This is a genomic window from Pseudomonas jinjuensis, assembly GCF_900103845.1.
Classification (GTDB): domain Bacteria; phylum Pseudomonadota; class Gammaproteobacteria; order Pseudomonadales; family Pseudomonadaceae; genus Pseudomonas; species Pseudomonas jinjuensis.
Genome location: NZ_FNIJ01000003.1, coordinates 423967 through 442315, shown reverse-complemented (window position 1 = coordinate 442315; position 18349 = coordinate 423967). Strand labels below are relative to the sequence as shown.

Sequence of the window (18349 nt, the reverse complement as noted above, 5' to 3'; positions counted from 1 at the left end):
CGCTGGGAGATTGAACTGGGCTTCCGGGATATCAAGAGCTCCCTGCAGCAGAACGCGGTCACCCTGCGCAGCAAGAAGGTCGAGCTTATCTATCAGGAAGTCTGGGGGTTGCTGCTGAGCTACAACGTCATTCGCCGTGAGGCGAGTCAGGCAGCGGTGGCCTTCGGCCGCTTAGTATCCGAGATACGCTTCAAGCCGGTAGCCCACTACATCGCCGTTCAACTGATCGTGATGGCAGCGGCCAATCCGATTTCTGCTACCGGAAGGCGATTGACGGAGTTGCGGGCCGGGATCGGCGGGCTGTTTCTGGATCGCCGTCCAAGGCCTACCAGGCCAAGGACGGTGAAGATCTCAAAGACTCGCTACCCGGTGAACCGCAAGGCCGCTCCGCTTAAGTGAACAGTATTACGCCGAACGGCGGGCTTTATTTGAGCAGATGATGCATGAGTAAGGCGGGCGCAAAATTCGAGCGCATCATGGGCCCTACTCAGCAGTCGGTTACCCGCTATTGATTGTTGACGGCATAAGCGAAGGCATTGGATGGATGTAGCAAAGTGCACTCTGGATGGCGACGAATATTCCGCAGTGAAATTCGCCAAGCTTCCGCCTTCCGAAATAGCCATCAAGCGTCGGCACCTTATCTGTATCAGGTGCAGTACTCGGGCAATTTTTGTCAAAGAGGCTCGAAGTGGCCAGGGCCCACATTTTCGTGCACGGCCCCATGTAAATTGCGCGCTCGCGGCGCCAGAGTCTGAGCAGGGCGAAGGCGGCGGCGAAGATAAGGACATGCTCCGTAACCCTGGAGATCACATTGTTCTGGACCTTCGATATGGGGCTGCGGAACAGGTTAACGGTGATCCAGAATCGGGTGCTGAAGGTGGTACCAGAGGCGGTCGGTATGTTGGGTCAGGAGGTAATCGGCGGGCGATTTCTAGGCGTAGGCTACGGCCCATTTTGAAGAATTTGATTTTCTCGGAAGAGTTTAGGCGTTCAGATCAGACCATTGAGCTTCCGGACGTTGATGTTTTTCGAGTGCGTGACCTATTTGTCAATTTCACCCTGCATGCAGGTAATGGTCAGGTGATTGGCAAGAGTGAAATGTATACCTCCTCTCAAGACCGTGATGGTGGTATCGCGGCGGTTAAGGCATACGGCCCAACTGCCCCCACGGTAGACCTCACCTGACCTACCCTGCACTTACAGACCCGCTTCGGCGGGTTTTTGTTGTTCCGGGCTTTTCAGCCTACTTCCTCTTGGAATTGGGCGCTGAAACCCGCTGGGCGACGGACGACTATCTAGCCGGGGCTTTCTATTTCAAAGGTTAAGTCACACCAGCGTTCATCAGCCAGATCAGCTATTCAACTGCTCTAAGCTGATTCCATTGGTGTAAGTGATCTAGCAGGCTGATGAAACGGTCGTTGTGGTGCCGTCCATGCAGGTGAGCCAGCTCATGCACTTGGGCAGCCTAATACGTCCAGGACATGAGGAGCGATCGTGATGAATGAGCCGACTCAGAGCGATATCTGTTGTGCGATATGTGGAAGCAAGAAAAGCTTACCAAGCGGCGGGCAGCAGTTCGGCAGCTTGCAAGCAAAATGGGGACAGGGCTCGAAGCATGACGGTGAGTGTTATCTCGTGCATTTGTGCGAGTCCTGTTTCTTCGTGGCGTTAGCGTATCTACGGCAGGAGCGTCGGATTCAGCCGATGTTTGATGACGAGCGCCCAGCAAATGAATCGGTCTTTGGCCGGGTTGCCTGTGATGTCTTTACTCGCGAAGCAGGCGAAGCCGTTCAATTGAACACATCGGAAGCTGGCCAATCAAAGCGGCTCGGGTTCATGCAGGGCCAGGTCGCTATCCCAGAGGATTTTGATCAAGTCGGTGGCTCCGAAATTGAGCAGCTTTTTGACGGAAATGAATGAACAACGGTTACCCACCAGCGAAGTCGAAGTAATTGAATAGGGTCAACAGGCTCATCAGTGGGGCTGTTGACCTCTCGCACAGGTGGAGCCTATCTGCCAGGTGCAGCCCTGCTGGATCCCTGTATGCCCTGGGTCAAATTTAGTCGGCAGAGTGGGTCGAGATTTTCTTAACAGGATTGTTAATAAATTCCTGAGCAGTGTGCCGGCAGGTATTGCCCTCATGCCGGCCAATCGTACACGAGCGGTTGCCAAAAAAACGCAAGAATGTCATCGTAATGACGAATGTCTTTACGTGGAGGCTGCCCCCATGGCTTCGATCAATATCCGCATCGACGATGAGCTGAAAGTCCGCGCATACCGGGAACTGGAAAAGCTTGGCGTCACCCCTTCTGAGCTGATGCGCCAAGCCCTGCAATATGTGGCCGAACGCGGTCAGCTTCCCTTCCGCCCGGTGCTGATGACCGAGGAAGACGAGGCCCTGATCGCCACAGTGCGCGAACGCCTTGCGGCTCCCCAGCGCGTGAAGGTCTCGCTGGATGACCTATAGCCTCGAATTCGATGCGCGGGCACTGAAGGAGTGGCACAAGCTGGGGGATATCGTCCGCGAGCAGCTCAAGAAAAAGCTCGCGGAGGTGCTGGTCAATCCGCGCGTCGAGGCGAATCGCCTTCACTCACTACCCGACTGCTACAAGATCAAACTGCGTAGCAGTGGTTATCGCCTGGTCTATCAGGTGATCGACCATGAGGTGGTGGTGTTTGTCGTCGCGGTGGATCGACGTGACCATGAGCAGGCTTACCGCAAGGCTGCTGAGCGGCTCAAATAACGCGCTGCCTGCGTCATACAGAGTTTGGTTTCGATGCGATGAGTAATGACGATCTGCTTGAGCAACTGCGGGCTGAGAATGCTCGCCTGATCGCATTGCTAGAAGCGCATGGCATTGAGTGGCAGCTACCGGCTGAGCTGCCAAAGCCTGAACAGACCGTGGCGCTGCCACCGCTAGTCCCGGTTCTGGATACCAATGAGAAGCTGGCGCTGTTCAAGCGTCTGTTCCGGGGGCGTGCCGATGTCTTTCCCCTGCGTTGGGAAAGCAAGGCCGGAAAGACCGGCTACTCACCTGCTTGTGCGAATGAATGGCGTCCAGGTGTCTGTGAGAAGCCCAGGATCAAATGCGGCGATTGTTCGTACCGGCAGTTGCTACCGCTGACCGACCAGGTGCTCTACAAGCACTTGGCCGGAGAGATCGTCGTCGGCGTTTACCCACTGTTGCCGGATGACACCTGCTACTTCCTGGCTGTGGACTTTGATGAAGCCGACTGGCGTGAGGATGTCACGGCGTTTGCCCAGTCATGTCGTGAGTTGGGTGTGCCGATGGCACTGGAAATCTCTCGCTCCGGCAACGGTGCCCATGCCTGGATTTTCTTCGAGCGTAATGTCCCTGCCTATGAGGCGCGCCTGCTAGGCTCCGCGATCATCAGCCATACCTGCGAGCGCACCCGGCAGCTGACCCTGGGCTCATATGACCGACTGTTTCCAAACCAAGACAGTATGCCCAAGGGTGGTTTTGGCAACTTGATTGCTTTGCCCTTGCAGAAGCGGGCTCGCGCTCAGGGCGGCAGTGTTTTTGTCGATGAGACACTGGTGCCCTATCCCGATCAGTGGGCATTTCTGGCCAGTGTCCAACCTATGCCGGCGAGGGACATTGCACCGGCTACTCTGCGAGCCAGTGGCGGTCGCCATCCGTTGGATGTCGCTGACCTAACAGATGATGAAAGCGCGAAGCCCTGGCAGCGCACGTCGGAAAAGACTCAGAAACTGACCTGTTCGTTACCAGCGTCGGTAAGCGTGACCCTGGCCAACCAGATCTATTTCAGCAAGTCGGAACTGCCCCAACCTTTGGCCAACAAGCTCATTCGGCTGGCGGCATTTCAGAATCCGGAGTTTTACAAAGCTCAGGCCATGCGCCTTCCTGTGTGGAACAAGCCCCGGATCATCGGATGTGCTGAAAACTATCCGCAGCATATTGCCCTGCCGCGCGGATGCCTGGATGACGTCCGGACACTGTTGGGTGAAAACAAGATAGAGCTGGTGCTGCATGATGAGCGCTTCGCAGGGAATCCCATCGAAGTCAGATTCGTGGGCAAATTGCGCTCGGATCAGGAGGCTGCACTGGCAGGTATGCTGGGGTACGACACCGGCATCCTCTGTGCCCCAACTGCCTTTGGCAAAACCGTTACTGCTGCCGCGCTGATTGCCCGGCGTGGTGTGAACACGTTGGTGCTGGTTCATCGCACTGAATTGCTCCAGCAGTGGAAGGAGCGATTGCAGGCGTTTCTGGGGGCTGACAAGAAGACAGTTGGCAGCATCGGAGGTGGTAAGGCCAAGCCGACCGGCATCATCGATGTAGCGGTCATGCAGTCGCTATCGCGGCAAGGTGAGGTCAGCGAGCAGGTGAAGAACTACGGACAAATAATCGTGGATGAATGCCATCACCTGTCGGCTTTCTCCTTTGAGGCCCTTCTCAAGGCAGCCCCAGCGAGATTCGTGCTGGGGCTGACCGCAACGCCCATTCGGCGCGATGGCCAACAGCCGATTATTTTCATGCAGTGCGGGCCGATTCGGCATACCGCATCACGGCCTGAGAGTGCCCCTGCTGAGTTGACGGTGATCCCTAGGTGGTTGCCCCGTTCTATCCCCATGCCAGAAGGCGCTGGTATTCAGGATGTCTTCTTGCAGGTGTGTAGCGATGCGAAGCGGACAGACAAGATTGTGGCTGAGGTCGAAGCAGCATTTGAGCAGGGAAGAAAGATTCTGCTGCTGACGGAGCGAACGGATCACCTCAGTGCCATTGAGGAGAGGCTGGTTGGTCGGGTCGAAAACCTCTTTACCCTGCATGGGCGGATGTCCAAGAAGCAACGTGCTTCCCTAATCGGTGAGCTGGAAGCGCTGCCGCCCGATGCATCCAGGGTGATCCTGGCCACTGGGAAACTGGTGGGTGAGGGGTTCGATCATCCTGCGCTGGATACCTTGGTACTGGCGATGCCGGTGTCCTGGAAGGGCACCCTTCAGCAGTATGCAGGTCGCCTGCATCGGGAGCATTCAGACAAGGCGGATGTTCGCATCATCGATTTCATCGACTCCGGACATCCCGCTTTGCTGCGTATGTGGAGCAAGCGCCAGGCTGGTTACAAGGCAATGGGCTATGAGTTTGCCGATTCACCCAGCTCAAAGGCGCTTCTTGCTCAGGACTGAAAAAGCCTGGAAACCTGCGACGGATGGGGATTCCGCTAAGCCAGTATTTTCCGAGAGACAGACGATGCGGATCATCCTGAGTCGCAAGGGCTTCGATTCCTCCGCCGGCGGTTGCCCGAGCCCGATCCTGCCGGATGGGCGCCTGCTATCTCTGCCGATACCCGACCCGGCTTCGCGCATCGCCTACCGCGATATCCGCTTCGATGGCGTCGAGGTCGGCGAGCTGGTCGCTCAGCTCACCCGCGATCCGGAGCATCCAGGCCATCCGGCACACCTCGATCCGGACCTGCGCCCGGACGCCCTCCCCCGCCTCCCAGGCTGGCGTCCACTGCTGGGGCAAAGCGGCAGCGCCCAGGGGCACCTGCGCAACGAGCTGGTCCGCCCTGGGGACGTGTTCCTGTTCTTCGGTCTGTTCCGGCCGGTGGAAAACACCCCGCATGGCTGGCGCTTCCAGGCCGCCGCAGCGCCACGCCAGATCATCTGGGGCTGGCTGCAGATCGGCGAGATCCACAAGGTGGATGAGCTTGGCGCTGCCCAGTTGTCCTGGGCGCGCTACCACCCGCACTTCGCCTATGGAAAGGACCCGGCCAACACCCTGTACCTGGCCGGCGAGCGCCTGGTGCTGGATGGACGGGCGCGCGAAATTCCCGGCGCGGGCGTATTCAGCCATCTCAGCGAGAATCTGCTACTGACGGCGCCACAGGCGCGCCTGCCGAGCCAGTGGCGGTTGCCGCGCTGGTTCCACCCGCAGGAAGGTCGCTCGCGCCTGAGCTATCACTCCGACGCGCAGCGCTGGTCGCTGGACGAGACGGGCTGCCTCCTGCAAAGCGCCAGGCGGGGACAGGAATTCGTCTTCGACGCTACGGGAATCCCGCAGGCGGTGGACTGGATCGAAGGGCTGATCCTCGGGTAATCCGCTTCAGCGGCGCCAGACCAGCAGCACCACGCCGCTGGTGATCAGTCCGATGGCGGCCCACTGGCGCGCATCGAGCTTCTCGCCCAGCAGGGCAACGCCGAGCACGGCGACGATCACCACGCTCAGCTTGTCCACCGGCGCCACCAGCGATGCCGGGCCGAGTTGCAGGGCGCGGAAGTAGCAGAGCCAGGACGCGCCGGTGGCCAGCCCGGACAGCAGCAGGAACAGATAGCTGCGGGGAGAGATGGAGCCCAGGGGTTGGTACTGGCCGGTGAGATAGATGATCGGAGCGAAGCACAGCAGGACCACCAGGGTGCGCAACAGGGTGGCGAAATCCGAATTGATGCCGGTGATCCCGACCTTCGCGCAAATCGCCGTGAGCGCCGCGAATACGGCCGACAGCAGCGCCCAGAACGTCCAGGAAGAAAAGAAACCGGAAGTCATCAGCTATTTCCTCCATGAGATGGGGAGCATAGCAGTTCCCTTATTTCGTCGAGGCGCTCGTGCAGGCGTGCCGGATGCGGACGCGAACTACACTTCCAGCGTCGCCACGAGGAGCCTCACTCCATGAACCATCTTTCAAGATTGCTGACCGTGCTTGTGCTTGCTGCCCTGGGCGGTTGCATGAGCAACGAGGAATTTCTCGCCTCCAACCGCGATGCGGCACTGAAGGCGACGGTATCGCGCGCCACCTTCGAGCTGAATTGCCAGGACGTCACACCGAGTGTCCTGTCGAGCAAGGTGACCAACGTGCGCTATGGCTACCAGCGCACCGAATACACCATCGGCGTGCGCGGTTGCGGCCGGCAGGCGGTCTACATCACCTACTGCCTGAATCCGGAGACCTGCAACGCGCTCAGCGATACCGCGCGGGTCGGCAACCAGCAGTAACCATCCGATGTTCCCCACCCCGGGGAATGGGAAGGCCGGGTGTTACCCATGCCGTCGCTCTGGGTAGCGTGACGGGTCGGAAGGGAACAAATTAGACCGTCGGAGGTCCAGGTTCTGTCCAGGAATTTTCTTAACTTATTGATTTATAAGGAATTTAAAAAGTTGGCATGCGGAATGCTTTCTATATGGCACAACAAGAACAATAAGCACCAAAAACAACATACCTCGACTCTGTCGACTACAAGAACAACAGGACAGGGAAGAAGCAAACATATTTTTTTGAAGTAGGTGTGCGTTCCGGGGCAACCCGGAGGCCAGGCAAAAAGAACAAGACTACTCAAGTAGCTCGGGCCCAGGTTAGCCAACCAACGATCAAAAAAATACGTTTGCCTTGAACCCCGGATGGGGTTGGATCGATAAAAACAACAACAAATCGATCAACAAGAAAAACAAAGCAATGACGATTTGAGGGGAGCTTCGGCTCCCCTCAGTGCTTTCTGGCGTCCGGAGTGCCTTGCGTCGCTCTCCTGTTCCAGAAAACGAAAAGGGCCCTTGCGGGCCCTTTTTGCGTTTCAGTCGATGGCGTTCAGGAAGCCTTCGCCACCGGCGCTTCCACTGCCGGCAGTTCACCCATGTTCCGCAGCGTCTGGTTGACCCAGTCTTCCGCACGCTGGTTGAGCTCGGCGATGGCGCGCGGGCCTTCGCCCTGGGGATGCAGCAGCGGGCCGATTTCCACCTGGATGGTGCCGGGGAACTTGGCCCAGCCATTCTTCGGCCAGAAGCGCCCGGCGTTGTGGGCGATCGGCAGCACCGGCAGGTTGGCGTTCACCGCCAGCGCCGCACCGCCGCGGGAAAACTTGGCCGGCTCGCCCAGGGGAGTGCGGGTGCCCTCGGGGAAGATCAGCACCCAGGTGTGTTGCTGCAGGCGCTCATGGCCCTGCTTGGCCATCTGCTTGAGGGCGACCTTGGGGGTGCTGCGATCGATGGCGATCGGCTTGAGCAGCGCCAGCGCCCAGCCGAAGAACGGCACGCGCAGCAGCTCGCGCTTGAGCACCTGGCTGAGCGGCTCGAAGTAGCCGGTGAGGAAGAAGGTTTCCCAGGTGCTCTGGTGGTTGGCGAGGATCACGCAGGGGCGCTGCGGGATGTTCTCCACGCCGCGTATTTCGTAGCGCACGTTCACCACCACCCGCGCCAGCCAGACCGCGATGCAGCACCACCACTTGGCGACGAAGCGGTAGCGCAGGCGGAACGGCAGCAGCGGCGCGACGAACAGGCTGATGGTGCTCCAGAGGCAGGCGCTGAGCGACAGCAGCAGGTAGAAGAGTGCGGTTCTGATGGCCTGCACTGGCGACATGGGCGGGAAATCCTCAGCTCAGTAGGTGGGTGGCGACAGCGGCGAGATCGTCGAATACCAGGGTGCCCCCGGGCAAGGGCTTTTCCAGGGTCCGCTGGCCCTTGCCGGTCTTTACCAGCACCGGCTGACAATCGACGGCCAGGGCGGCGTCGAGGTCACCCCGGCTGTCGCCGACGAACCATACACCGCCGAGCGGCACGCCGTAATGCTCGCCGATCCGGCGCAGCATGCCCGGCTTCGGCTTGCGGCAGTCGCAGCCGTCGTCCGGTCCGTGCGGGCAATGGACGATCAGGCCCACTTCACCGCCCTGCTCCGCCACCAACTGGCGCAGGCGCGCATGCATGCCCTCCAGGGTCGGCAGGTCATAGTAACCCCGGGCGATGCCGGACTGGTTGGTGGCCACCGCCACGGTCCAGCCGGCCCTGCTCAGGCGGGCGATGGCGGCGATGGCGCCGGGAATGGGAATCCACTCTTCGAGGGATTTGATGTACTCGTCGGAGTCGAAGTTGATGACGCCGTCGCGGTCGAGGATGAGTAGTTTCATAAGGAGGCTACAGGCTGCAAGCCACAGGCTGCAGGCCGGCCGCATTCCTGCAGCCTGTGGCCTGAAGCCTGTAGCCGCTGGGCATCAGCCCAGCAACGAGATATCCGCCACGCCGAGGAACAGCCCGCGCAGCTTGGCCAGCAGCGCATAGCGGTTGGCGCGTACGGCGCTGTCGTCGGCGTTGACCAGCACTTCGTCGAAGAAGGCATCGACCGGCGTGCGCAGGGCCGCCAGCTTCGCCAGGGCGGAGCGATAGTCGCGAGCCGCGGCCAGCGGAGCCACTTCGCCTTCGGCGTTCGCCACTGCGCTGCCGAGGGCCTTCTCGGCGGACTCGGAGAGCAGGCCGGCATTCACCGCCGCCGGCACTTCGCCGTCGGCCTTGGCCAGGATGTTCGACACGCGCTTGTTGGCGGCGGCCAGGGCTTCGGCTTCCGGCAGCTGACGGAAGGCCTGCACGGCCTGTACGCGCTGGTCGAAGTCCAGCGGCGCGGTCGGGGTCAGCGCGCGCACGGCCTGGTACACGGCCACGTCCACGCCTTCGTCCTCGTAGCGGGCGCGCAGACGGTCGAAGACGAAGTCCTGCACCTGCTCGGAGAGGCCGAGGGCCTTCACCTTGTCGCCGTACTGGGTGATGGCGAAGTCCAGCGCCTGGGCCAGGTCGAGGTCCAACTGCTTCTCGATGAGGATGCGCAGCACGCCGAGGGCGGCGCGACGCAGGGCATAGGGGTCCTTGCTGCCGGTGGGCAGCATGCCGATGCCGAAGATGCCGACCAGGGTGTCGAGCTTGTCGGCCACCGCCACGGCAGCGCCGGTCAGGGTGGTCGGCAGCTCGGCGCCGGCGCCGCGCGGCATGTACTGCTCGTTCAGCGCCAGGGCGACGTCTTCCGCCTCACCGCCGGCAGTCGCGTAGTAGAAGCCGGCGATGCCCTGCATCTCCGGGAACTCGCCGACCATCTCGGTAGCCAGGTCGCACTTGCAGAGGATGCCGGCGCGCGCGGCGTTCCCGGCATTGCCGCCGATGCGCTCGGCGATGAACGCGGCCAGCGCGGAAACCCGCTCGGCCTTCTCGTACACGGTGCCGAGCTGGGCCTGGAACACCACGTTCTTCAGGCGCTCGTTGAATTGCTCCAGCGGCTGCTTCTTGTCCTGCTTGAAGAAGAACTCGGCGTCGGTGAGGCGCGGGCGCACCACCTTCTCGTTACCGGAGACGATGTGCTCCGGCGCCTTGCTCTGCACGTTGGCCACGGTGATGAAGCGCGGCAGCAGCTTGCCGTTGGCGTCCAGCAGGCAGAAGTACTTCTGGTTGTCCTGCATGGTGGTGATCAGCGCTTCCTGCGGCACGGCGAGGAAGCGTTCCTCGAAGGAGCAGACCAGCGGAACCGGCCATTCGACCAGCGCGGTCACTTCGTCGAGCAGCGCCGGTGGAACGATGGCGGTGCCCTTCTGCTCCGCCGCCAGCTCGGCGACGCGCTTGGCAATCAGCTCGCGGCGCTCGGCGAAGTCGGCCAGCACGTGGGCGCTGCGCAGGTCTTCCAGATAGTTGGCCGGGCTGGTGATCAGCACGTTGTCCGGATTGTGGAAGCGGTGACCGCGGGATTCGCGGCCGGCCTTCTGCGCGAGGATCTCGCAGTCGACCACGTCGTCGCCGAACAGCATCACCAGCCACTGGGTCGGGCGGACGAACTCGTCGCGGCGCGCGGCCCAGCGCATGCGCTTGGGAATCGGCAGCTCGTTCAGCGAGGCTTCGACGATGCCCGGCAGCAGATCGACAGCCGGCTGGCCGGCGATGGTCTGGCCGAACTTCAGCTTCGCGCCGCTGCGGTCGATCTGCTCGATGTCGACGCCGCACTTGCGGGCGAAGCCCAGGGCGGCCTGGGTCGGCTTGCCTTCGGCATCGAAGGCGGCCTGTACCGGCGGACCATCGAGGTTGACGGTGCGGTCCGGCTGCTGCACGGCGAGCTGGTCGATCTGCACGGCCAGGCGGCGCGGCGCGGCGTAGCAGCGGGCGGCGGCGTAGCCGAGGCCGGCGGCCTTCAGGCCCTTCTCGATGCCGGCGAGGAAGGCTTCGCCGAGGCTCTTCAGCGCTTTCGGCGGCAGCTCTTCGGTGCCCAGTTCAACCAGGAAATCCTTCGCGCTCATTATTCGGCCTCCTTCAGCTTGGCCAGTACTTCGTCACGCAGTTCGGGGGCGGCCATCGGGAAGCCCAGGCGCGCGCGGGCCTGCAGGTAGCTCTGCGCCACGTTACGGGCCAGGGTGCGCACGCGCAGGATGTAGCGCTGGCGCTCGGTCACCGAGATGGCGCGGCGGGCGTCGAGCAGGTTGAAGGTGTGGGAGGCCTTGAGGACCATCTCGTAGGTCGGCAGCGGCAGCTGCAGCTCGATCAGGCGGTTGGCTTCGCTCTCGTAGAAGTCGAACAGTTCGAACAGCTTCTCGACGTTGGCGTGCTCGAAGTTGTAGGTCGACTGCTCCACTTCGTTCTGGTGGAACACGTCGCCGTAGCTGACCTTGCCGAACGGACCGTCGGCCCACACCAGGTCATACACCGAATCGACACCCTGGATGTACATGGCCAGGCGTTCCAGGCCGTAGGTGATTTCGCCGGTGACCGGGTAGCACTCGATGCCGCCGACCTGCTGGAAGTAGGTGAACTGGGTGACTTCCATGCCGTTCAGCCAGATTTCCCAACCCAGGCCCCAGGCGCCGAGGGTCGGCGATTCCCAGTTGTCCTCGACGAAGCGGATGTCGTGGACCAGCGGGTCGATGCCGATGGCCTTCAGCGAGCCGAGGTACAGTTCCTGGAAGTTCTCCGGATTCGGCTTCAGCACCACCTGGAACTGGTAGTAGTGCTGCAGGCGGTTCGGGTTCTCGCCGTAGCGGCCGTCGGTGGGGCGGCGGCTGGGCTGCACGTAGGCGGCGTTCCAGGTTTCCGGGCCGATGGCGCGGAGGAAGGTGGCGGTGTGGAAGGTGCCGGCGCCTACTTCCATGTCGTAGGGCTGCAGCACCACGCAGCCCTGCTCCGCCCAGTACTGTTGCAGGGCGAGGATCAGGTCTTGGAAGGTGCGCACGGCGGGCGTAGTCTGGCTCACGGATTTCACCTGTGCTTGGGCATCTGGATAAAACGCCGGAGTATACCCCATGTACGGGACTCCCCACTCCCCCGCCCGACCATACGGAAAGCCTTATGCCACGCTGCTTCTGGTGCAATGACGATCCGCTGTACATCGACTACCACGACACCGAATGGGGCGTGCCACAGCGCGACCCGCAGGCGCTGTTCGAACTGCTGCTGCTGGAAGGATTCCAGGCCGGGCTGTCGTGGATCACCGTGCTGAAGAAGCGCCAGCGCTACCGCGAAGTGCTGTTCGGTTTCGATGCTGAACGACTGGCGCGGATGAGCGACGAGGAGATCGAGGAACGCATGCAGGACCCTGGCATCATCCGCAATCGCGCCAAGCTGAATGCGGCCCGGCAGAATGCCCGGGCCTGGCTGGAGCAGCCCGATCCGGTGGGATTGCTCTGGTCCTTCGTCGGGGGCGCGCCGAAGGTCAATCACTTCAGCGGCCGCGGCGACGTACCGGCGGTGACGCCCGAAGCCGAGGCGATGAGCAAGGCGTTGAAGAAGGCCGGCTTCACCTTCGTCGGGCCGACCATCTGCTATGCCTTCATGCAGGCCAGTGGGATGGTGATGGACCATACGCGGGATTGCGATCGGTATGCGCAGTTGAGTTGAGTGTTCCACGTGGAACACTTTGAGGTTCCTCTGGTTCTTGTGTGGTCGCGGGCATGGCCCGCTCCTGCAAAAAGCGCCCCGTGCAGGCCACGCATCATCTCGTCCCGCTCTGCCAACCGGTTAAACTACCCGCTTTCAATCTGGGGGACTTTCCGTGGAGAAGCTCAAAGGTGCGCTGGTGGTCGGCGCATTGCGCCTGTTCGCCCTGCTGCCCTGGCGGGCGGTGCAGAACACCGGCGCGGCGATCGGCTGGATGATGTGGAAGCTGCCGAACCGTTCCCGCGAGGTGGCGCGGATCAACCTGAGCAAGTGCTTCCCCGAACTGGACGAGGCCGCCCTCGACGATCTGCTCAAGCGCACGCTGATGGATACCGGCCGCACCTTCACCGAGAGCGCCTGCGCCTGGATCTGGCCGGCCCAGCGTTCCATCGACCTGATCCGCGAAGTCGAAGGCCTCGACGTGCTGCAGGCGGCCCTGGACTCGGACAAGGGCCTGGTCGGCATCACCAGCCACCTGGGCAACTGGGAAGTGCTCAACCACTACTATTGCAGCCTGTGCAAGCCGATCATCTTCTACCGCCCGCCGAAGCTGAAGGCGGTGGACGAACTGCTGCAGAAGCAGCGCGTACAGCTCGGCAACCGCGTGGCGCCGTCGACCCGGGAAGGCATCCTCAGCGTCATCAAGGAAGTACGCAAGGGCGGCGCGGTGGGCATTCCCGCCGACCCGGAACCATCCGAGACCGCCGGTTTCTTCGTGCCCTTCTGCGCCACCCAGGCGCTGACCAGCAAGTTCGTCGCCGGCATGCTCGCCGGCGGCAAGGCCAACGGCGTGTTCATCCACGCGCTGCGCCTCGCGGATGGCTCCGGCTTCAAGGTGATCTTCGAGGCGGCGCCGGAAGAGATGTACAGCGAGGACGCGAAGACCTCCGTCGCGGCCATGAGCAAGGTCGTCGAACGTTACGTGCGTACCTGGCCGAGCCAGTACATGTGGACCATGAAGCGCTTCAAGAAACGCCCGCAAGGCGAGGCGCGCTGGTACTGACTCCCACTGTTGGGGCGCACGGCCGCAGCTACTTCAGTACGGCCGCCGTCTGCCGATAGCCTTCATAGAACCGAATCCAGGACGCGCCGCCATGGCCAATCAACGCAAACACCCGCGTACCCCGATGAAGTGCCAGATCAGGATCAGCCACCCCAGCTTCGGCGATCTGATCGGCCAGACCCGCGATCTCTCCGACGGCGGCGTCTACGTGCGCAATTCCGGGCTCAGCCATCTGCCGGTGGGCGCCCGGGTGTTCGGCCAGGTGCAGGGTCTGCCGGTGGAAGCGCCAAGGCTGGAAATGGAAGTCACCCGCACGGACAGCGAAGGCGCCGGACTGCGTTTCGTCAGCCGCAACTGAGCGCCCTTGTCCCGGGCCGCGTCTGCCCGTATATTCGCCGCCAGCGTGTAAATGATAATTCTTATCAAGTGTGGCGGTGAAGCATGCCGGCTTCCATGGGCGCGAAGGACACTCTGCGACAGCTCTACGTGGATCATCACGGCTGGCTGAAAGGCTGGCTGCGCAAGCGCCTGGGCGACCGCGAGCACGCCGCCGACGTCGCCCACGACACCTTCCTCCGCCTGCTGGTCTCCGGGCGCCTGCCCGGGCAGCAGGAGGGCCGCAGCTACCTGCTGCAGATCGCCCGCAACCTGGTGATCGACCAGTGGCGCCGACAGCGCATCGAGCGCGCCTACCTGGACAGCATCGCCCTCCTCCCCGAACCGGAAGTCCCCTCGCTGGAAGAGCGGGCGATGATCCTGGAAACCCTGCTGCAGATCGACGCCATGCTCGACCGCATGCCGGGCAAGGTGCGCGAAGCCTTCCTGCTTTCGCAGTTCGAGGGGCTCGGCTACGCGCAGATCGCGGAGCGCCTGCAGGTCAGCGTCAGCTCGGTGCAGAAGTACATGACCCGCGCCATCCAGAGCTGCTACCAGGTGCTCTACGAAGCATGAATACCAGGCATGAAATGCCGGTGTCCCCGGCCGTCGTCGAACAGGCCAGCGAATGGCTGATGCTGCACTGGGGCGGCGAACTGGATGCTGCGCAGCGCGAAGCCTTCCAGGCGTGGCATGCCGCCGATGCCGAACATCGCCGTGCCTGGCAGCGCCTGCAGGGGCTGCAGGGCACCCTCGCCCGGGTGCCGGCGGCGACCGCGTGCAAGGTGCTCGCCGAGCAGCCGGACCAGCGCCGCCGGCAGATGCTGAAGCTTTCCGGCTGGCTGCTGGCCCTTGGCGCCGGCGGCTACCTCTCCAGCGAACTGCCCTGGCGCGAGACTATCGCCGACCAGCGCACCGGCAAGGGCGACCGCCGCCATCTGCAGCTCTCCGACGGCAGCCTGCTGGACCTGAACAGCGGCACCGCGGTGGATATCCTCTTCACCGCCGGCGAACGACGCATCCGCCTGCTGGCCGGGGAAATCCTCCTGCGCAGCGGCGACGATCCGGCCCGCCCGCTGATCGTCGAGACCGCCGCCGGCGACATCCAGGCCCTCGGCACCCGCTTCGGCGTGCGCGAAGTGGATGGCGGCAGCCGCGTCGACCTCTACCAGGGCGCGCTGGAAATCCGCCCGCGGCATACCGGCAGCACCCGCATGCAGGCCGGCCAGCGCCTGTGGTTCGATGCCGGCCACCTCGGCCCTTTGCAGGCCGCCGATGCCAATGCCTGCGCCTGGAGCGAGGGTCGGCTGGTGGCGGAACGGCAGCCGCTGGGGCAGTTCCTCGCCGAACTGGCGCGCCATCGCCCGGGGCTCCTGCGCTGCTCCGAGGATGCGGCCGGGCTGCTGCTCACCGGCGTGTTCCCGCTGGCCGATACCGACCGCATCCTCGCCGCGCTGGAGCGTTCGCTGCCGGTGCGGGTGAGCTACATGACGCGCTATTGGGTGAGTGTGGAGCGGCGAGGCATGTCTTCGTCGTAGGAGCCAGCTTGCTGGCGATCCATCGGGTCCGCCGGCTGCAGCGTGGTTGCCGGGGGGCCGCAATCGCCAGCAAGCTGGCTCCTACAGGTTCCGCGTCCGGATGCACGAGGGTTGGTTTCTCGCTGGAAGAATTTTTCCCAAACCATTGTCGGTTTCCCCGCCTCGTCCGGGATACCTCTTGAACGATAAACGGAAGCATTCTCAAGAGGATCGTCCGGAATGCCATTTACACCGAACACCCGTCCCTCGCGCCTTGCCTGCGCGGTCATCGCCGGTCTGTTGGGCAGCGCGCCGCTGCTGTTCTGCACCTCCCCCGCCCTGGCCGCCGATGCGGCCAGCCAGCAGCGCCAGTATGCGATTCCCGCCGGCAGCCTCGACCAGGCGCTGAACCGCTTCGCCAGCGAATCCGGCGTGCTGCTCTCGGTGGACGCCGCGCTCACCGCCGGCAAGCGCAGCGCGGGCCTGCGTGGCAGCTATACCGTGCCGGAAGCGCTGGAGCGTCTGCTGCGCGGCAGCGGCCTGCAGGCCAGCCGCGAGGTGGATGGCAGCTACACCCTGGTGGCGGCGCCCAGCGCGGCGCTGGAGATGGACGCCACCACCGTCAACGGCCGCGCCGCCCGGGTGGTCAGCGAAGGCACCGATTCCTACACCGTCGCCGGCACCGCCACCTCGACCAGGCTCAACCTGTCGCTGCGCGAGACGCCGCAGACGGTCAGCGTGATCACCCGCCAGCGCATCGAAGACCAGGGCCTGGACGACGTCACCGCGGTGCTCGAACAGACCCCGGGGCTTTCCGTGCAGCGCTTCGACAGCGAGCGGGTGAACATCTGGTCGCGCGGCTACGCCATCGACAGCTTTCAGTTCGACGGTATCCCCACCACCCTGATGTCCGGCACCACCGCCACGCCGCAGAGCCTCGCGGACACGGCGATCTACGATCGCGTCGAAGTGCTGCGCGGCGCCAGCGGCCTGCTCACCGGCGCCGGCGACCCGTCCGGCACCATCAACCTGGTGCGCAAGCGGCCCACCGACGAGTTCCAGGGCTACGTCCGCGGCGGCCTGGGTTCCTGGGACCTGTACCGCACCGAAGTGGACGTCTCCGGTCCGCTGGTCGAAAGCGGCAAGCTGCGCGGTCGCACCGTCGCCGCCTACCAGCAGAACAACAGCTATGTCGACCATTACCAGCAGGAGAAGCAGGTCTATTACGGCATCATCGAGGCCGACCTCAGCGACAGCACCCTGCTCACCTTCGGTGTCGACTACCAGAAATACGCGCCGCGCGGCGTCTCCTACGGCAGCTTCCCGATCTTCTACAGCGACGGCACGCAGACCGACTTCTCCCGCTCGTTCAACCCGGCCAGCCGCTGGAGTTATCGCGACCAGGACACGGTCAACACCTTCTATTCGCTGGAACAGGGCCTGGGCCACGACTGGACGCTGAAGCTGGCGATCAACCAGCTCTACAGCAAGCGCGAGTTCTCCCTGGCCTCGGCGAGCTGGGGCTTTCCGGACAAGGAAACCGGCGACGGTGTGCGCCTGTTCGGCGGCGACGGCAGCGGCTGGCAGAAGCAGACCGGCGTCGACCTGATGGCGCAGGGGCCGTTCCAGCTGTTCGGCCGCCAGCACGAGCTGGTGCTCGGCTACAGCTGGTCGAAGTTCGACGACCACAACGACCCCGACCTCGATGACCTCGAAGGCCGCCCGGTTAACATCTTCACCTGGGACAACAACACGCCGCGGCCGGTTTCCGAAGGCAAGCTGATGGACAACGACACCCTCGTCCGCCAGCACAGTGTCTACCTCGCCAGCCGCCTGAAGCCCACCGACGAGCTGTCGGTGATCCTCGGCGGGCGGGTCAGCAACTACAAGGAAACCTCCTCGCTGGACTTCGTGGTGCCGGCCTTCCAGCGCTTCAGCAGCACCACCCGGCTGCGCGAGAGCGGCGAGTTCACCCCCTACGCCGGCGTGGTCTACGACCTCACCGCGCAGCACTCGGTGTACGCCAGCTACACCAGCATCTTCCGCCCGCAGAGCGAACGCGACGCCAGCGGCTCGACCCTGGCGCCGCGCGAAGGCGACAGCTACGAAGTCGGCCTGAAGAGCGAGTTCTTCGGCGGCCTGCTGAATACCGCGGTTGCCTACTACGAGACCAAGCAGGACAACCTCGCCGAGGCCGACCCAGGCCAGACCGTCCCGGGGACCTTCGGCGATCCGGCCTTCCGCGCCGTGCAGGGCGCCAAGACCAAGGGCTTCGACCTGGAAGCCAGCGGCGAACTGCTGCCCGGCTGGAACCTTATGGCCAGCTACGGCCACAGCGTCACCAAGGACGCCGAGGGCGAGCGGATCAACACCGTGGCGCCGGCGGAGATGTTCAAGCTGTGGACCACCTACCGCCTGCCCGGCGAGCTGGATCGCCTCACCGTCGGCGGCGGCGCGCGCTGGCAGAGCGGCATCCACTTCACCGAGGCGCCGTTCGACCTGGGCGGCATCACCGCCAAGGCCAGGCAGGAGCAGTACACCGTGGTCGACCTGATGAGCCGCTACGACTTCAGCGAGCAGCTGAGCGCGACGGTCAACGTCAACAACCTGTTCGACAAGAAGTATCTCAGCGCGCTGGATACCACCTTCTTCGGCGGCTACTACGGGGAACCGAGGAATGTGCTGGTGACGGGGGAGTACCGGTTCTGAGGGGGAGAATGGTGATCCCGGACGTAGGGTGAAAATCGCGAAGCGATTTCCACCGTTTGGGTGGCCGGATGACGCGGGAGCGTCGAGAACTGCATTCCCAC

Annotated in this window: 18 protein-coding genes and 1 pseudogene; 14 read left to right on the top strand and 5 right to left on the bottom strand. The window is 63.1% G+C overall.

The window, feature by feature from the left end; genetic code table 11:
• The 7 genes and pseudogenes from BLR75_RS06400 to BLR75_RS06370 form a co-directional block, all read left to right on the top strand.
• Window positions 1–399: pseudogene (locus BLR75_RS06400) on the top strand (IS4 family transposase); the annotation flags it as partial.
• A 141-nt stretch (window positions 400–540) separates the two neighbouring features.
• Window positions 541–1185: a YegP family protein gene (locus BLR75_RS27250; protein ID WP_084314718.1), complete on the top strand. Its 645-nt coding sequence runs from the start codon at window positions 541–543 to the stop codon at window positions 1183–1185.
• 312 nt (window positions 1186–1497) lie between these two features.
• Window positions 1498–1920 (top strand): hypothetical protein, encoded by a 423-nt coding sequence (locus BLR75_RS27245; protein WP_307638888.1) that lies wholly within the window; start codon window positions 1498–1500, stop codon window positions 1918–1920.
• A gap of 307 nt (window positions 1921–2227) precedes the next feature.
• Window positions 2228–2467 (top strand): type II toxin-antitoxin system RelB/DinJ family antitoxin, encoded by a 240-nt coding sequence (locus tag BLR75_RS06385; RefSeq protein ID WP_084314717.1) that lies wholly within the window; start codon window positions 2228–2230, stop codon window positions 2465–2467.
• Window positions 2457–2744 (top strand): type II toxin-antitoxin system RelE family toxin, encoded by a 288-nt coding sequence (locus BLR75_RS06380; RefSeq protein ID WP_084314716.1) that lies wholly within the window; start codon window positions 2457–2459, stop codon window positions 2742–2744. Before BLR75_RS06385 ends, BLR75_RS06380 begins: the two co-directional genes overlap by 11 nt.
• A gap of 38 nt (window positions 2745–2782) precedes the next feature.
• Window positions 2783–5170: a TOTE conflict system archaeo-eukaryotic primase domain-containing protein gene (locus tag BLR75_RS06375; protein ID WP_084314715.1), complete on the top strand. Its 2388-nt coding sequence runs from the start codon at window positions 2783–2785 to the stop codon at window positions 5168–5170.
• Between the two features lie 64 nt (window positions 5171–5234).
• Window positions 5235–6083: an Nmad3 family putative nucleotide modification protein gene (locus tag BLR75_RS06370; protein ID WP_084314714.1), complete on the top strand. Its 849-nt coding sequence runs from the start codon at window positions 5235–5237 to the stop codon at window positions 6081–6083.
• A gap of 6 nt (window positions 6084–6089) precedes the next feature.
• On the opposite strand, the gene BLR75_RS06365 is transcribed toward BLR75_RS06370, so the two are convergent.
• Window positions 6090–6530, bottom strand: a complete 441-nt coding sequence (locus BLR75_RS06365; RefSeq protein ID WP_084314713.1) for an EamA family transporter — start codon at window positions 6528–6530, stop codon at window positions 6090–6092.
• Window positions 6531–6653: 123 nt separating this feature from the next.
• Here BLR75_RS06365 and BLR75_RS06360 point away from each other — a divergent pair, with 123 nt between their 5' ends.
• A complete protein-coding gene (locus BLR75_RS06360; protein WP_139206995.1) occupies window positions 6654–6977 on the top strand; it encodes a hypothetical protein in 324 nt (107 codons plus the stop codon).
• 586 nt (window positions 6978–7563) lie between these two features.
• On the opposite strand, the gene BLR75_RS06355 is transcribed toward BLR75_RS06360, so the two are convergent.
• From BLR75_RS06355 to glyQ, 4 genes are all read right to left on the bottom strand, one after another.
• The gene (locus BLR75_RS06355; RefSeq protein WP_084314711.1) at window positions 7564–8331 is read right to left on the bottom strand and encodes a lysophospholipid acyltransferase family protein; all 768 of its coding nucleotides are present in this window, start codon (window positions 8329–8331) and stop codon (window positions 7564–7566) included.
• Between the two features lie 13 nt (window positions 8332–8344).
• The gene (gene gmhB / locus BLR75_RS06350; protein WP_084314710.1) at window positions 8345–8875 is read right to left on the bottom strand and encodes a D-glycero-beta-D-manno-heptose 1,7-bisphosphate 7-phosphatase; all 531 of its coding nucleotides are present in this window, start codon (window positions 8873–8875) and stop codon (window positions 8345–8347) included.
• An 84-nt stretch (window positions 8876–8959) separates the two neighbouring features.
• Window positions 8960–11014, bottom strand: a complete 2055-nt coding sequence (gene glyS / locus BLR75_RS06345; RefSeq protein WP_084314709.1) for a glycine--tRNA ligase subunit beta — start codon at window positions 11012–11014, stop codon at window positions 8960–8962.
• A complete protein-coding gene (gene glyQ, locus BLR75_RS06340; protein WP_084314723.1) occupies window positions 11014–11961 on the bottom strand; it encodes a glycine--tRNA ligase subunit alpha in 948 nt (315 codons plus the stop codon). The genes glyS and glyQ overlap by 1 nt, the downstream gene beginning before the upstream one ends.
• Before the next feature lie 95 nt (window positions 11962–12056).
• Here glyQ and BLR75_RS06335 point away from each other — a divergent pair, with 95 nt between their 5' ends.
• The 6 genes from BLR75_RS06335 (at window position 12057) to BLR75_RS06310 (ending at window position 18248) form a co-directional block, all read left to right on the top strand.
• The gene (locus BLR75_RS06335) at window positions 12057–12605 is read left to right on the top strand and encodes a DNA-3-methyladenine glycosylase I (RefSeq protein WP_084314708.1); all 549 of its coding nucleotides are present in this window, start codon (window positions 12057–12059) and stop codon (window positions 12603–12605) included.
• Window positions 12606–12759: 154 nt separating this feature from the next.
• Window positions 12760–13647, top strand: a complete 888-nt coding sequence (locus tag BLR75_RS06330; protein ID WP_084314707.1) for a lysophospholipid acyltransferase — start codon at window positions 12760–12762, stop codon at window positions 13645–13647.
• Window positions 13648–13738: 91 nt separating this feature from the next.
• Window positions 13739–14005: a PilZ domain-containing protein gene (locus tag BLR75_RS06325; RefSeq protein WP_084314706.1), complete on the top strand. Its 267-nt coding sequence runs from the start codon at window positions 13739–13741 to the stop codon at window positions 14003–14005.
• Window positions 14006–14088: 83 nt separating this feature from the next.
• The gene (locus BLR75_RS06320; protein ID WP_084314705.1) at window positions 14089–14598 is read left to right on the top strand and encodes a sigma-70 family RNA polymerase sigma factor; all 510 of its coding nucleotides are present in this window, start codon (window positions 14089–14091) and stop codon (window positions 14596–14598) included.
• Complete coding sequence (locus BLR75_RS06315; protein ID WP_084314704.1) at window positions 14595–15560, top strand: FecR domain-containing protein; 966 nt, start codon at window positions 14595–14597, stop codon at window positions 15558–15560. The genes BLR75_RS06320 and BLR75_RS06315 overlap by 4 nt, the downstream gene beginning before the upstream one ends.
• A gap of 219 nt (window positions 15561–15779) precedes the next feature.
• Window positions 15780–18248 (top strand): TonB-dependent siderophore receptor, encoded by a 2469-nt coding sequence (locus BLR75_RS06310; RefSeq protein WP_084314703.1) that lies wholly within the window; start codon window positions 15780–15782, stop codon window positions 18246–18248.
• Window positions 18249–18349: the final 101 nt, after the last annotated feature.